This is a genomic window from Streptomyces sp. NPDC002057 (genome assembly GCF_040296665.1).
Classification (GTDB): Bacteria; Actinomycetota; Actinomycetes; order Streptomycetales; family Streptomycetaceae; genus Streptomyces.
On the sequence record NZ_JBEOXR010000095.1, the window covers coordinates 1 to 14,354 of the forward strand.

General features: G+C 71.6%; 11 protein-coding genes and 2 pseudogenes. All 13 read left to right on the top strand.

Annotated elements, in window-relative coordinates:
* A pseudogene (locus tag ABT129_RS37215) lies at positions 1–215 on the top strand (dihydrofolate synthase); the annotation flags it as partial.
* A gap of 5 nt (positions 216–220) precedes the next feature.
* Complete coding sequence (locus tag ABT129_RS37220) at positions 221–586, top strand: DUF4233 domain-containing protein (protein WP_351910559.1); 366 nt, start codon at positions 221–223, stop codon at positions 584–586.
* A 66-nt stretch (positions 587–652) separates the two neighbouring features.
* Positions 653–1,066: a nucleoside-diphosphate kinase gene (gene ndk, locus ABT129_RS37225; RefSeq protein WP_329278755.1), complete on the top strand. Its 414-nt coding sequence runs from the start codon at positions 653–655 to the stop codon at positions 1,064–1,066.
* A gap of 291 nt (positions 1,067–1,357) precedes the next feature.
* On the top strand, positions 1,358–2,377 hold the full coding sequence (locus ABT129_RS37230) for a rod shape-determining protein (protein WP_030317599.1): 1,020 nt from the start codon (positions 1,358–1,360) through the stop codon (positions 2,375–2,377).
* Positions 2,378–2,486: 109 nt separating this feature from the next.
* The gene (gene mreC / locus ABT129_RS37235; protein ID WP_351910562.1) at positions 2,487–3,485 is read left to right on the top strand and encodes a rod shape-determining protein MreC; all 999 of its coding nucleotides are present in this window, start codon (positions 2,487–2,489) and stop codon (positions 3,483–3,485) included.
* Positions 3,482–4,150: a rod shape-determining protein MreD gene (gene mreD, locus ABT129_RS37240; RefSeq protein WP_351910564.1), complete on the top strand. Its 669-nt coding sequence runs from the start codon at positions 3,482–3,484 to the stop codon at positions 4,148–4,150. The genes mreC and mreD overlap by 4 nt, the downstream gene beginning before the upstream one ends.
* Before the next feature lie 19 nt (positions 4,151–4,169).
* A complete protein-coding gene (gene mrdA / locus ABT129_RS37245) occupies positions 4,170–6,359 on the top strand; it encodes a penicillin-binding protein 2 (RefSeq protein ID WP_351910566.1) in 2,190 nt (729 codons plus the stop codon).
* A 4-nt stretch (positions 6,360–6,363) separates the two neighbouring features.
* Positions 6,364–7,563, top strand: coding sequence for a rod shape-determining protein RodA (gene rodA / locus ABT129_RS37250; RefSeq protein WP_351910568.1), 1,200 nt, complete (start codon positions 6,364–6,366; stop codon positions 7,561–7,563).
* A 97-nt stretch (positions 7,564–7,660) separates the two neighbouring features.
* A complete protein-coding gene (locus ABT129_RS37255) occupies positions 7,661–9,175 on the top strand; it encodes a CYTH and CHAD domain-containing protein (RefSeq protein WP_351910570.1) in 1,515 nt (504 codons plus the stop codon).
* 52 nt (positions 9,176–9,227) lie between these two features.
* The gene (locus ABT129_RS37260; protein WP_351910572.1) at positions 9,228–11,156 is read left to right on the top strand and encodes a TIGR03960 family B12-binding radical SAM protein; all 1,929 of its coding nucleotides are present in this window, start codon (positions 9,228–9,230) and stop codon (positions 11,154–11,156) included.
* A 76-nt stretch (positions 11,157–11,232) separates the two neighbouring features.
* On the top strand, positions 11,233–12,666 hold the full coding sequence (locus ABT129_RS37265) for a hypothetical protein (protein ID WP_351910574.1): 1,434 nt from the start codon (positions 11,233–11,235) through the stop codon (positions 12,664–12,666).
* Positions 12,667–12,788: 122 nt separating this feature from the next.
* Positions 12,789–13,580: a TIGR03936 family radical SAM-associated protein gene (locus ABT129_RS37270; RefSeq protein WP_351910576.1), complete on the top strand. Its 792-nt coding sequence runs from the start codon at positions 12,789–12,791 to the stop codon at positions 13,578–13,580.
* A 234-nt stretch (positions 13,581–13,814) separates the two neighbouring features.
* Positions 13,815–14,354: pseudogene (locus tag ABT129_RS37275) on the top strand (ribonuclease E/G); the annotation flags it as partial.

Sequence of the window (14,354 nt, forward strand, 5' to 3'; positions counted from 1 at the left end):
CACCCCCCGGGCCCCCCGCGGTCCACCCGCGCGCCGCCGTCGGGGGGGTGGTTTGCGGCGTGGCGGGGGGGGCGGTCGAGCCGCGGCTCGACGACGCCATCGAGGCGGCCATCACCCTCGCGGAGGAAGAGGCCGAGTACGGCGGCGCGGGTGTCCTGGTGACCGGTTCGATCTTCACGGTCGGCGACGCCCGGCTGCTGCTGCGAAGGGGCTGAACCCGATGCGTACCCTCTGTTCCTCGACGCTGATCGGCGAGTTCTTCGTGATCGGCTTCGCCGGGCTCGTCGCCATGAAGGACGACAGCCTCGCCATGTCCACCGTGTGGTGGGTCTGCGGCGTCGCCATGGTCCTCTCGGTGCTGCTCTGCGGGATGGTCACCCGTCCCGGCGGGGTGCAGCTCGGCTGGGCCCTCCAGATCGGCCTCGTCCTGAGCGGCTTCGTCGTGCCGACGATGTTCTTCCTCGGCGCGGTCTTCGCCGGCCTGTGGTGGGCCTCCGTGCACTACGGGCGACGGATCGACGACATCAAGGCGCGCTGGGCCGAGGAGCACCCCGCAGGGGCTTCGGCAGGGCCTGACGCTGCGTAATCGAGGCACGTGCGGGACCTGTAGCCTCGGAGGTCCCGCACACCGCTTTTCCGAAGGAGTCACCCCGTGAGCCAGCGCACGCTCGTCCTGCTCAAGCCCGACGCCGTCCGCCGTGGCCTGGTCGGCGAGATCATCGGCCGTATCGAGCGCAAGGCCGGCTGGACCCTGGCGGCCCTGGAACTGCGCGAGCTGGACCAGGAGACCCTGGAGCAGCACTACGGCGAGCACAAGGGCAAGCCCTTCTACGAGCCGCTGATGGGCTTCATGGCCTCCGGTCCCGTCGTCGCGCTCGTCGTCGAGGGCGAGCGGGTCATCGAGGGCGTCCGCCAGCTGGCCGGTCCGACCGACCCGATCGCCGCCGCCCCGGGTTCGATCCGCGGTGACTTCGGCACCATCGTCCGGGAGAACCTGATCCACGCCTCCGACTCGGAGGAGTCGGCCCTCCGCGAGCTGAAGATCTTCTTCCCGGGTCTGGTCTGATCCGCACTGACCTCGCGTCAGCCGAAAGCAGCACCCTGTGGGGCGACCGAAGGAATTCGGTCGCCCCCAGGCATATGAACGCCGATCCCGGGAACGGATCGCGGCGTCCTACCGTCACCTGTACAGAGGTGGACCACCGCGCGGTATCCGGGCGGGCGGCACTACGATGGAAAACTCCACGCCGCACCACCTTCAGCCACCCATTTCAGCCACCGTTTCGCCTGCCTGAGAAGCCGTCAACGCTCGCTGGGGAAGGCCCGAAGCATCCTCATGGGAAACAAGGGGAACTCAATGTCGTTCATCGGCCGTGACATGGCTATCGACCTCGGGACTGCCAACACGCTGGTGTACGTCAGGGGGCGTGGCATCGTCCTCAACGAGCCGTCGGTCGTCGCCATCAACACCAACACCGGCGGCATCCTCGCGGTCGGCGCCGAGGCGAAGAAGATGATCGGCCGGACCCCCGGCAACATCGTCGCCGTCCGGCCCCTGAAGGACGGCGTGATCGCCGACTTCGAGATCACGGAGCGGATGCTCCGCTACTTCATCCTCAAGATCCACAAGCGCCGCTACCTGGCCCGCCCCCGGGTCGTCGTCTGCGTGCCCTCCGGCATCACCGGTGTGGAGCGCCGCGCCGTCATCGAGGCCTCGACGCAGGCCGGCGCCCGCCAGGTGCACATCATCGAGGAGCCCATGGCGGCGGCCATCGGCTCGGGCCTCCCCGTCCACGAGGCCACCGGCAACATGGTCGTGGACATCGGCGGCGGCACCACCGAGGTCGCCGTCATCTCCCTCGGCGGAATCGTCACGGCACAGTCGATCCGGGTCGCCGGCGACGAGCTGGACAACGCGATCATCCAGCACATCAAGAAGGAGTACTCGCTCCTCCTCGGTGAGCGCACCGCCGAACAGATCAAGATCACCATCGGCTCGGCGTACGACCTCGACAAGGACGAGCACACCGAGATCCGCGGCCGTGACCTCGTCTCCGGTCTCCCCAAGACCGTGGTCATCTCCGCGGCCGAGGTCCGCAAGGCCATCGAGGAACCGGTCAACGCGATCGTCGACGCCGTGAAGACCACCCTCGACAAGTGCCCGCCGGAGCTCTCCGGTGACGTCATGGACCGTGGCATCGTTCTCACGGGTGGCGGCGCCCTGCTCCGCGGCCTGGACGAGCGCCTCCGCCGCGAGACCGGCATGCCGATCCACATCGCCGAGGACCCGCTGGACTCGGTGGCGCTCGGATCGGGCAAGTGCGTGGAGGAGTTCGAGGCCCTCCAGCAGGTCCTCGACGCCCAGCCGCGCCGCTAGGGCATCACCCGTACGGCCCCACGGCCGCCGGTACCACCCGTACGGCCCCACGAGAGCACAACCGCACAGCCGAAGAACCGAACCACGAGGAAAGGCACGGCCGCCGCACGTGAGGGACACACGAGAGAGCCGGCTGCTCCTGGTGCTGCTGATCGCCATCGCGTTCGCACTGATCACGGTGGACATCCGCGGCGGTCAGGAGTCACCCGTCGACGGTGCCCGACAGGCCGCAGCAGCGGTCTTCGGACCCGTCGAGAACGGTGTGGCGGCCGCCGTCGATCCCATCGGCAACGCCATAGGCGCGGTCCGGGACTCCGGCGAGAGGCACACCCGGATCGCCGCCCTGGAGAAGGAGAACGCCGAGCTCAAGGCCGAGCTCGGCAGCGACGACCGCAACCGCAACCGGGTGCGCGAACTCGACGCCATGCTGAAGACCGCCGGTGCCGGCCAGTACGGCATCAAGGGCGCGCAGGTCATCGCCATAGGAGCGGCCCAGGGCTTCTCCTGGACCGTCACGGTCGACGTGGGCGCCCGCGACGGCATCAAGCGGGACATGACCGTCCTCAACGGCTCCGGACTCGTCGGCCGCGTCACCACCGTCGGCCCGTCCACCTCGACGGTGCTCCTCGCCAACGACCCCGACTTCACCGTCGGTACGCGCATGGAGAAGTCCGACGAGCTCGGCTTCGCCACCGGCCAGGGCGACGGGCCGCTGCTCGTGCAGCTCCTCAACGGCAAGGCCAAGGTGAAGCCCGGCGACCGGCTCGTCACCTTCGGCTCGCGCGCCGACAAGCCCTTCGTGCCCGGCGTCCCGGTCGGCGAGGTCGTCCGCGTCGACCCCGCGGGCGGCGGACTGACCCGCAACATCTACGTCCGCCCGTACGTCGGCTTCACCAAGCTCGACATCGTGGGCGTCGTCGTCCAGGCCCCCGGCTCCGACCCGCGCGACATGGTGCTTCCGCAGAAGCCCAAGCCCGCGCCGACCGTGACGGTCACGGCCACGCCGCCGCCACCGGACGGACAGCGGCAGAACGGCAACGCCACCGACCGGCAGGGCCAGAACCAGAACCAAGGCCAGAACCAGGACCAGGGGGACGCGACACCGTGAAGTTCAACCGCATCCTCCTCTCCGCCACCCTGATCGTGGTGGCCCTGGTCGTCCAGGTCTCCGTGCTCGCGCGCCTCCAGCTCCCCGGCGCCGTCCCCGACCTGGTCCTCCTCACCGTCGTCGGCCTCGCCCTCGTCCACGGACCCGTCAGCGGTTCCCTCATCGGCTTCAGCGCCGGGCTCCTCGCCGACCTGGCGCCGCCCGCCGACCACGCCGCCGGCCGCTACGCCCTCGTGCTCTGCGTCATCGGCTACCTCGTCGGCCTGGCCCGCCCGGAGAACGGCCGGCTCACCTCCGCGACCGGCCCCATGGCCGTCGTCGTCGCGGCCGCGGTCGGCTCCACCCTGCTGTACGCGGGCGTGGGCGCCCTCGTCGGCGACACCGCGGCCCGCCATGTCGGCCTGGGATTCCTGCTCTTCACGGCGGCCGTGTACGACCTGCTCCTCGCCCCGTTCACGGTGCCGCTCATCATGGCCCTGGCCAGACGCGCGGAGAACGATCCGCTCGCCGACGCCGGCGGGGGCAACGGCGCCGACGTCGCCTCCGGCTGGCTCTCCTCCGGCACCGGCCTGAGGATCGGGACCCAGCGCGGCGGCCTGCGGGTGAAGGCAGCCCGGAGCCGCGCCTCACGGGCCGGACGCATCAAGGGAGTCAAGCGACTGTGACCGAGGGGGCACCGGCGGTATGAGCAACATCCCCGAGACAGGGCGGACCCCACGGGTCCAGATCCGGCTCGTCGTCATCCAGATCCTCGTCTTCTCCCTGCTGCTGACCCTGGGGGGCCGGCTCTGGTACCTCCAGATCCGCAACGGCAAGGAGTACACGGACGAGGCGAAGAACAACCACGTCCAGCAGGTCGTGCAGCCCGCCGTGCGCGGCTCCGTCCTCGACGCCCGCGGCGTCCCGCTCGCCGACAACGAGACCCGGCTCGTGGTCTCCGCGTCCCGCACCGAGCTGATGAAGATGAAGGACCGGGGCAAGACCGTCCTGACCCGGCTCGCCGGCGTCCTCGACATGAAGCCCGACGAGGTCATCAACAAGATCCGGCTCTGCGACTCCAAGACCCCGAAGCCCTGCTGGAACGGTTCGCCCTACCAGCCGATCCCGGTCACCGACGAGGCGACCACCCAGCAGGCGCTGACGATCCGTGAGAGCTCCGAGGACTTCCCCGGCATCACCGCCGAACCCACCGCCGTCCGCCGCTATGCCGCGCCCGGCAAGGCCCGCACCGCGCAGGTGCTCGGCTACCTCTCGCCCGTCACCGACGGGGAGATCGAGAAGGCCAAGGACACCGACTCGCCGTTCCTCCGCTCCGACCAGGTCGGCCGCTCCGGCATCGAGCGCACCTACGACAAGGAGCTGCGCGGCAAGGCAGGCGTCACCCGCTACGAGGTGGACAACCTCGGTCGCGTCATGGGGCAGACGAAGTCCGACCCGGGCGTGGCCGGCTCCACCCTCATCACCAGCATCGACGCCCGGGTCCAGGCCGTCGCCGAGTACGAGCTCAACGCGGCGATGAAGGCCGTCCGCGGCGAGACCGACAAGATCACCGGCCGCAAGTACGAGGCCGACTCGGGCGCCGTCGTCGTCATGGAGACCAAGACCGGCCGCGTCGTCGCGATGGCCTCCCAGCCCGACTACGACCCCAACGCCTGGGTCGGCGGCATCTCCGGCAAGGACTACTCGGCACTGACCAGCAAGAGCTCCAACTACCCGCTGCTCAACCGGGCCATCCAGGGCCAGGCCCCCGCGGGCTCCATCTTCAAGGTGGTGTCGGCCAGCGCCGCCGTGCGCGCCGGCTACGCCTTCGACGACAAGTACAACTGCAGCAGCTCCTACAGTCTCGGCAGCCGCAGCTTCGCCAACTTCGAGTCCCAGGGCCACGGCCCCATCACCCTCGGGGACGCCCTCAAGTTCTCCTGCAACACCGTCTTCTACGCGCTGGGCCACAAGGAGTGGCAGCGCGACGGCGGGGTCAAGGCGAAGAAGGACGCCCACGACTGGTTCTACACGACCGCCCGCGACTTCGGACTCGGCTCCGAGACCGGCATCGACCTGCCGAACGAGGTCACCGGCCGGATCCCCGACCGCAAGTGGAAGCAGAACTTCTGGGAGGCGAACAAGGACTCCTGGTGCAAGCAGGGCAAGAAGGGCGGCACCTACGTCGAGCAGATCGCCTACGAGAGCTGCCTCGAAGGCAACCAGCTGAAGGCCTACGACAGCATCAACTTCGCCATCGGCCAGGGCGACGTCCTCGTCACCCCCATCCAGATGGCCACCGCCTACTCCGCCATCAGCAACGGCGGCACCCTCTACGACCCCACCGTCGGCAAGGCCGTGATCAGCCCGGACGGCAAGACGATCCGGGAGATCAAGCCCAAGCCCCACGGCAGGCTGCCGGTCGGCGCCCAGACGATCCGCGACCTCGACAAGGGCCTGCGCTCCGTCGTCGAGCCCGGCGGCACCGCCGCCTGGCGGTTCGGCGGCTGGCCCCAGGACAAGATCCCGCTGCGGGCCAAGACCGGAACCGCCCAGGTCTACGGCAAGCAGACCACCTCGTGGCTGGCGACCTACAGCGACGACTTCACGATCGTCATGACGATCTCCCAGGGCGGCACCGGCTCCGGAGCCTCCGGCCCCGCCGTGCGCAACATCTACGACGCCCTCTACGGCCTCGACGACGCGGGCAACCAGGACCTCAAGCGGGCCCTGCTGCCGAAGCCGCAGAAGGCCCTGCCGAAGGTCAACGCCGACGGCACCATCGACGCCCCCGCGATCAAGCCGTACGACCCCGCGTCGCAGTTGGTCGACCCCGCCGAGAAGGACGGCGGAGCACCGCCGCTCGCGGGCCCGCCTCCCCACCTGAGGGACTGACACGATGACGACCCGCACGAGCTTCTCCGTATCCCGCTACGCACCCGACCGCGGGCCGGTCGCACGGCTCACCGCCCGTGACTCCGTGCTGCGCCGGCTCGACTGGCCGATCCTGCTTGCGGCGCTCGCGCTCTCCTTCATCGGGGCGCTGCTCGTCTGGTCCGCCACCCGCGGCCGGACCGAGCTCAACCAGGGCGACCCGTACTACTTCCTCTTCCGGCACGTGCTCAACACCGGCATCGGCGTCGCGCTGATGATCGGCACGATCTGGCTCGGCCACCGCACCCTGCGCGGCGCGGTCCCGGTCCTCTACGGCCTCTCGATCGTGCTGATCCTCGCCGTCCTCACCCCGCTCGGCGCCACCATCAACGGCGCCCACGCGTGGATCGTCGTCGGCGGCGGCTTCTCCCTCCAGCCCAGCGAGTTCGTGAAGATCACGATCATCCTGGTCATGGCGATGCTGCTCGCCGCGAAGGTCGACGCCGGCGACCAGCTCCACCCCGACCACCGCACCGTGGCCAAGGCCCTCACCCTGGCGGCCCTCCCCATGGGCATCGTCATGCTGATGCCCGACCTCGGCTCGGTCATGGTCATGGCGGTCATCGTGCTCGGTGTGCTGCTCGCCTCCGGCGCCTCCAACCGCTGGGTCCTCGGCCTCATCGGCGCGGGCGTCCTCGGCGCGGTCCTGGTCACCACGCTCGGCATGCTCGACGAGTACCAGATCAACCGCTTCGCGGCCTTCGCCAACCCCGAGCTCGACCCGGCCGGCGTCGGCTACAACACCAACCAGGCCCGCATCGCGATCGGCTCCGGCGGCCTGTACGGCGCGGGCCTGTTCCAGGGGCACCAGACCAGCGGCCAGTTCGTGCCGGAGCAGCAGACCGACTTCATCTTCACCGTCGCGGGGGAGGAGCTGGGCTTCGTCGGCGCCGGCCTGATCCTCGTCCTCCTCGGCGTCGTCCTCTGGCGGGCCTGCCGGATCGCCCGCGAGACCACCGAGCTCTACGGCACGGTCGTCGCGGCCGGGATCATCGCCTGGTTCGCCTTCCAGGCCTTCGAGAACATCGGCATGACGCTCGGCATCATGCCGGTGGCCGGTCTGCCGCTGCCGTTCGTCTCGTACGGCGGATCGTCGATGTTCGCGGTGTGGGTGGCGATCGGACTGCTCCAGTCGATCAAGGCCCAACGGCCGATGACGGCCTGAGAGGGTGTCTTGTCGGTCAGGCCGGAGCCCAGCCTGACCGACGAGACACCCCCTAGGCCCACTCCCGCCGCGTTCACTTCCCGTCTAGATTCGATTCATGGCGGACACGAAGCGCGAGATCGAGCGGAAGTACGAGGCCGGCACCGACACCGGCCTCCCGGATCTGACCCGGGCGGCCGGGGTGGCCTCGGTCACCGACGAGGGCGTCACCGAACTCGACGCCGTCTACTACGACACCCCCGACCTGCGGCTTGCCGCGGACGCGCTCACCCTGCGGCGCCGCACCGGCGGCCAGGACGCCGGCTGGCACCTGAAGTTCCCCGTCGCCTCCGGCATCCGCGACGAGATCAGGGCCCCGCTCTCGGACACGCTCCCGCGTTCCCTGGCGGGGCTCCTGCGTTCCCGCGTCCGGGACGGCGAGGTCGTCCCCGTCGTCCGCCTCCGCTCGGAGCGGGACGTCCGCCACCTCCGCGACGACGCGGGCACCCTCCTGGCCGAACTCTCCGTGGACACCGTCCACGCCGAACGCCTGACGGACGAGGGCTCCGCCGGCTGGACCGAGATCGAGGTCGAGCTCGCCGACGACGCCGACCCGGCGATCCTCGACGCCGTCGAGAAGCGGCTCAGGAAGGCCGGGATCCGGCCCTCCGCTTCCGCCTCCAAACTGGCCAGGGCCCTCGCCGAGACGGGCAGCGGCCCCGCGGCCCCGCCCGCCCCGGGGAAGCCCGGCACCGCCGGAGCCGCCGTCCTCGCCTACGTACGCGAGCAGGTCGAGGCGATCGTCGCGTACGACCCCGCCGTCCGGCGCGACCTGCCCGACTCCGTGCACCAGCTGCGGGTCGCCTGCCGCCGTCTGCGCAGCGCCTTCAAGACCCACCGGCGCGTCCTCGACCGGAAGGTCACCGACCCCCTGGGCGAGGAGCTGAAGTGGCTCGCCGGGGAGCTCGGCGTCGCCCGCGACGAGGAAGTCCTCGACGAACGGCTGCGCGCCCGCGTCAGGGACCTGCCCGCCGCCCTCGTCCTCGGCCCGGTCAAGGCCCGGCTGCGCCGCCGGGACGCCGCCCTCGGCCGGCGCGCCCGCCGCCAGGCCCTCGCCGCCCTCGACTCCGACCGCCACCTCGCCCTCCTCGGCGCCCTCGACGCGCTCCTCACGGACCCGCCCTTCCGCGAGGACGCCGGCCGCGAGGCCCCCGAGGTCCTCGCCCACGCCGTCCGCAAGGACCTCGACCGGCTCGCCGCCCGCATCGAGCACGCCCACTCGCTCGACCCCGGCCACGAGCGCGACCTCGCCCTCCACGAGGCCCGCAAGGCCGCCAAGCGTGCCCGCTACGCGGCCGAGGCCGCCCGCCCCACCCTCGGCGGACCCGCCAAGAAGCTGGCGAAACGGGTGAAGGCCGTCCAGTCCCTGCTCGGTGAGCACCAGGACGCCGTCGTCGCCCGCGAGGCCCTGCGCGAACTGGGGATCCAGGCCCACGGGGTCGGCGAATCCGCCTTCACCTGGGGACTTCTCTACGGACACGAGGAGGCCGCGGCCCAGGCCGCCGAACGCGCGCTGCCCGGGGTCTGGGCCAGGGCCTCGGCCCCGGAACTCAGGGCGGCTCTGACGCGCTGAGCACCGGGGTACGCTTGAGAGTCGCCCCCCTGCCAGCTCACGAAGGTTCGAGATGTCTGCTGCCGAGTCTGTCTTCCCGCAGCTCGAAGCTCTGCTCCCGCACGTGCAGAAGCCGATTCAGTACGTCGGTGGAGAGCTGAACTCCACGGTGAAGCCGTGGGAGTCCGCCGATGTCCGCTGGGCGCTGATGTACCCGGACGCCTACGAGGTCGGTCTGCCCAACCAGGGCGTCATGATCCTCTACGAGGTGCTGAACGAGCGGGAGGGCGTCCTCGCCGAGCGCACCTACAGCGTCTGGCCGGACCTCGAAGAGCTGATGCGGGAGCACAAGGTCCCGCAGTTCACCGTCGACAGCCACCGGCCCGTCGGCGCCTTCGACGTCTTCGGCCTGAGCTTCTCCACGGAGCTCGGCTACACGAACATGCTCACCGCCCTCGACCTGGCCGGCATCCCGCTGGAGGCGAAGGACCGGACCGTCGACCACCCGATCGTCCTCGCGGGCGGCCACGCGGCCTTCAACCCCGAGCCGATCGCGGAGTTCATCGACGCGGCCGTCATCGGCGACGGCGAGCAGGCCGTCCTCGACATGACCGAGATCATCCGCGCCTGGAAGGCCGAGGGCCGGCCGGGCGGCCGCGAGGAGGTCCTCTTCCGCCTCGCGAGGACGGGCTCGGTGTACATCCCGCGCTTCTACGACGTCGAGTACCTGCCGGACGGCCGCATCGGCCGTGTCGTGCCCAACAGGTCCGGTGTGCCGTGGCGCGTCTCCAAGCACACCGTCATGGACCTCGACGAGTGGCCGTACCCGAAGCAGCCCCTCGTGCCGCTCGCGGAGACCGTCCACGAGCGCATGTCCGTCGAGATCTTCCGCGGCTGCACCCGCGGCTGCCGTTTCTGCCAGGCCGGCATGATCACGCGCCCCGTGCGGGAGCGAAGCATCACCGGCATCGGCGAGATGGTCGAGAAGGGTCTCAAGGCGACGGGCTTCGAGGAGGTCGGCCTCCTCTCCCTCTCCTCGGCGGACCACACCGAGATCGGTGACATCGCCAAGGGCCTCGCCGACCGGTACACGGAGGACAAGGTCGGCCTGTCGCTGCCGTCCACCCGGGTCGACGCGTTCAACGTGGACCTGGCCAACGAGCTGACCAGGAACGGTCGTCGCTCCGGCCTCACCTTCGCCCCCGAGGGCGGCTCCGAGCGCATGCGCAAGGTCATCAACAAGATGGTCTCGGAGGAGGACCTCATCCGGACCGTCTCCACCGCGTACGGCAACGGCTGGCGCCAGGTGAAGCTGTACTTCATGTGCGGCCTGCCGACGGAGACCGACGAGGACGTCCTCCAGATCGCCGACATGGCGATGAACGTGATCGCCGAGGGCCGCAAGGTCTCCGGCCAGAACGACATCCGCTGCACCGTCTCCATCGGCGGCTTCGTCCCCAAGCCGCACACCCCCTTCCAGTGGGCCCCGCAGCTGTCGGCCGAGGAGACGGACGAGCGGCTGCGCAAGCTCCGCGACAAGATCCGCGGCGACAAGAAGTACGGCCGCTCGATCGGCTTCCGCTACCACGACGGCAAGCCCGGCATCGTCGAGGGCCTCCTCTCGCGCGGCGACCGCCGCATCGGCGCGGTCATCCGCGCGGTGTACGAGGACGGCGGCCGCTTCGACGGCTGGCGCGAGCACTTCTCGTACGACCGCTGGATGGCGTGCGCGGAGAAGACGCTCCCCGAGTTCGGCGTGGACGTCGCCTGGTACACGACCCGCGAGCGCACCTACGAGGAGGTCCTGCCCTGGGACCACCTGGACTCCGGTCTCGACAAGGACTGGCTCTGGGAGGACTGGCAGGACTCCCTCGACGAGACCGAGGTCGAGGACTGCCGCTGGACCCCGTGCTTCGACTGCGGCGTCTGCCCGCAGATGGACACCCAGATCCAGATCGGCCCCACCGGCAAGAAGCTGCTGCCGCTGTCGGTCGTGAAGTAGGTCCGATCGGGTAACACTCCGGCGACGGCCCGGCGCGAGGGGAAACCCTCCGCCGGGCCGTCGCGTCATTTCCGGCATGAGCATGGAGAATCCGCCGCCGCCCGCGCTGATCCGCGTCCCGATCCGGATCGTCGTGCTGGTCGTCGTCCTCCCGATCCGCATGGTCTGGGACGTCCTCACGGCCACGGCCCACCTCCTCGACCGCGCGGTCCTCCGCCCGACGGGCCGCGGCCTCGCCCTGGTGCTCAACGGGCTGAACCAGGGCCTCACCTGGGTGCTCGTCAGGGTGGGGAGGGGTCTCGGGCTGCTCTTCCACCACCTGGTGGCCCGTCCCGCGCGATGGCTGTACCGGTCCGTGCTCGCCCCGGCCGGCCGCGGGCTCGCGGTCCTCGGCCGCTTCCTCGGGAACGCCCTCTTCGTGTGGCCGTGGGTGGGGCTCTGGTGGTACGTGGTCGTGCCCGTCGCCCGGTACGGGATCGCCGTGCCGGCCGGTTGGCTCCACCGCACGGTGCTGCGCCCGACCGGCCGAGGCCTGGCCCGGGCCCTCACCGCGGTGGGGGCGGGGCTCGGGTGGCTTCTGCCCCGGCTGGGACGGGGCCTGGCGACCGGGACCGGATGGCTGGCCAGGGCCGTGTTCGTGTGGCCGTGGGTGGGCCTCTGGCGGTACGCGGTCGTGCCGATCTGCCGGTACGGCGTCGCCGCACCCGCCGTCTGGCTGTACCGCCGGGTCCTCTCCCCGCTCGGCACCGGGCTCCTCTTCCTCCTGGAGAAGGGCGTGTTCGTACCGGTCGCCGCGCTCTTCCGGTACGTCCTGGTGCCACTGCTGCGGTACGGCGTCGTCGTCCCGGTCCTCTGGTTCGACCGGTACGTGCTGAACCCGGTCGGGCAGGGCCTCGGGTGGCTCCTGCCCCGGCTGGGACGGGGTCTTGCCGTCGGCGCGGGATGGCTGGCCGGGGCCGTGTTCGTGTGGCCGTGGGTGGGCCTCTGGAGGTATGTGCTCGTCCCGCTCGTCCGGTACGGGATCGTGGTCCCCCTCGGATGGCTCTGGAACCGGGTCCTCGTGCCGGTCGCGCGCGAGATCCGGGACGCGCTCGCCGTCTGCTGGCGCGTCGCCGGATTCGTGTCGCGGGCCGTCGGACGCGCGGTGAAGTGGGTGGCGTGGACCCTGGTGGGGCGGCCCCTGTCCTGGTTCTGGCGGAGCGTCTGCGCACCCGTCGGGCACTGGATCCGCGACGCCGTCTGGGTCCCGGCCCGCCGCGCCGCCGTCACGGCGGGCCGTGTGGCGCGGGAGACGCTCGCCGGAGCGGGCCGGGCGGCCCGCGAGGCGCTCGCCTCGGCCCGCGCCGCCGTGCGGCAGGCCCGCCGGGACACCTGGCGTGCCCTGGTCGGCGGAGCCCGGACGGACCGGCCCGGGGAACCGGACGTGGCCCGGGCGCGTACTCTGGGTAGTACAACGAACGTCCCCGGCGCGGCGCCCGCACCCGAGATCTCCCTGCGAAAGCGGGGGTGAACCGGGCGGGACCCCCAGGGCGACCCGTACATCTCGTGGACGGCGCCACCCGCGCCGCCCCGCACCGAGGAGAAGAACCACTGGGCAAGCGACAGCCCGAAGGCCCGCCGCCCGCACCGGCGGTGCAGCGCATCCGACTGCGCTACACCAAGCGCGGCCGCCTCCGGTTCACCAGCCACCGTGACTTCCAGCGCGCGTTCGAGCGTGCCCTGCGCCGTGCCGAGGTGCCCATGGCGTACTCGGCCGGCTTCACCCCGCACCCCAAGGTGTCGTACGCCAACGCCGCCCCGACGGGTACGGGCTCCGAGGCCGAGTACCTGGAGATCGCCCTCACCGCGACGCGCGACCCGGAGACCCTCCGGGCCCTGCTCGACGAGTCCCTCCCGGCCGGCCTCGACATCACCGACGCCGTCGAGGCCCGCACCTCGGGCCTCGCCGACCGGCTCACCGCCTCCGTGTGGGAGCTGCGCCTCGAAGGCGTCACCGTCGAGGAGGCCGCGAAGGCCGCCGAGACGTTTCTCGCGGCCGAGACCGTGGAAGTACAGCGCAAGACCAAGAACGGCGTCCGCACCTTCGACGCGCGCTCCGCGGTCACCGAGCTGACGGCGACCCCTCCCCAGGGTGATCCCCAGGGTGATAGGCCGCTGGACAGCGCCTGTGCGATACTGCGGCTGGTTGTTCGGCACGTGACACCTGCCGTGCGACCCGACGACGTCCTGTCCGGTCTCCGAGCTGTGGCCGACCTGGCGCCGCCGGTCCCCGCAGCGGTGACCAGGCTGGCGCAGGGGCTCTTCGACGAGGAGTCCGGCACGGTGACCGACCCGCTCGCGCCCGACCGCGAGGCAGTCACGGCCGCATCTACCACGGCCGCCGCGACCGCCTCAGCGACGGCGCCGGGTGACGGCACCGCGTAGGGAGCGGTCGTTGTAGCGCAGCCCTCGTACTCGGGAGCCACCTGGGTCGGGCAGCGCACTGACCAGGAGACTTTCGCCAGGCCGTCCGCACAAGGGCGTACGGAACCGGCGAGCCAGACATAGAGCTCCCGTGCGGCGCCCGCGCCCCGGACGGCGGCACCGCGCCCCAGGCGCGACCGTGCCGCCGGACCGGAACCAGACGCGGCGCCCGGGAGCGTGACGGGAGAACCCCGCATGCTCGAGTCCAACGAAGACACCAACGCCCCCGGTGACAAGCTGCCGCCGCGCCGCAGGCGCCGCGCCGCTTCCCGCCCCGCCGGTCCGCCGGTGACGGGCACGGCCGCCGAGGCCACCGCGACCGCGGAGGTCCCGGCCGTCGACACGCCGGCCGTGGAGGCCGCCCCGGCCGAGACCGAGGCAGCCCCCGCGCCGCGCACCCGCCGCCGGGCCACCCGCAAGGCCACCGCGCCCGCGCCGGAGACCGCCCCCGTGGCGGAGAGCCCGGAGCCGGTCGTGGAGACCGTCGCGGCCGAGGCCGTCGAGGAGGCCCCCGAGGCCGCCCCCGCCCGCCCGCGCCGCCGCGCCACCCGCAAGGCCACCTCGCCGGTGACCTCCCCGGTCGTCGCCGAGGAGCCCGCCGAGACCGCGCCCGCCGCGGAGCCGGTCGCCGAGGCCGTCGTGGAGGAGGCCCCCGAGGCCGCCCCGCCGGCCCGCGCCCGCCTACCCGATCTCCGTCGATCTCCTGCTCGTCGCCGCCTGGCATCGGCTGAGGAC

Excerpts from the sequence above, each read along its gene's own strand:
- ABT129_RS37220 (WP_351910559.1), top strand. The coding sequence starts at position 221 with ATGCGTACCCTCTGTTCCTCGACGCTGATCGGCGAGTTCTTCGTGATC.
- ABT129_RS37230 (WP_030317599.1), top strand. The coding sequence starts at position 1,358 with ATGTCGTTCATCGGCCGTGACATGGCTATCGACCTCGGGACTGCCAAC.
- mrdA (WP_351910566.1), top strand. The coding sequence starts at position 4,170 with ATGAGCAACATCCCCGAGACAGGGCGGACCCCACGGGTCCAGATCCGG.
- rodA (WP_351910568.1), top strand. The coding sequence starts at position 6,364 with ATGACGACCCGCACGAGCTTCTCCGTATCCCGCTACGCACCCGACCGC.
- ABT129_RS37255 (WP_351910570.1), top strand. The coding sequence starts at position 7,661 with ATGGCGGACACGAAGCGCGAGATCGAGCGGAAGTACGAGGCCGGCACC.
- ABT129_RS37260 (WP_351910572.1), top strand. The coding sequence starts at position 9,228 with ATGTCTGCTGCCGAGTCTGTCTTCCCGCAGCTCGAAGCTCTGCTCCCG.
- ABT129_RS37265 (WP_351910574.1), top strand. The coding sequence starts at position 11,233 with ATGAGCATGGAGAATCCGCCGCCGCCCGCGCTGATCCGCGTCCCGATC.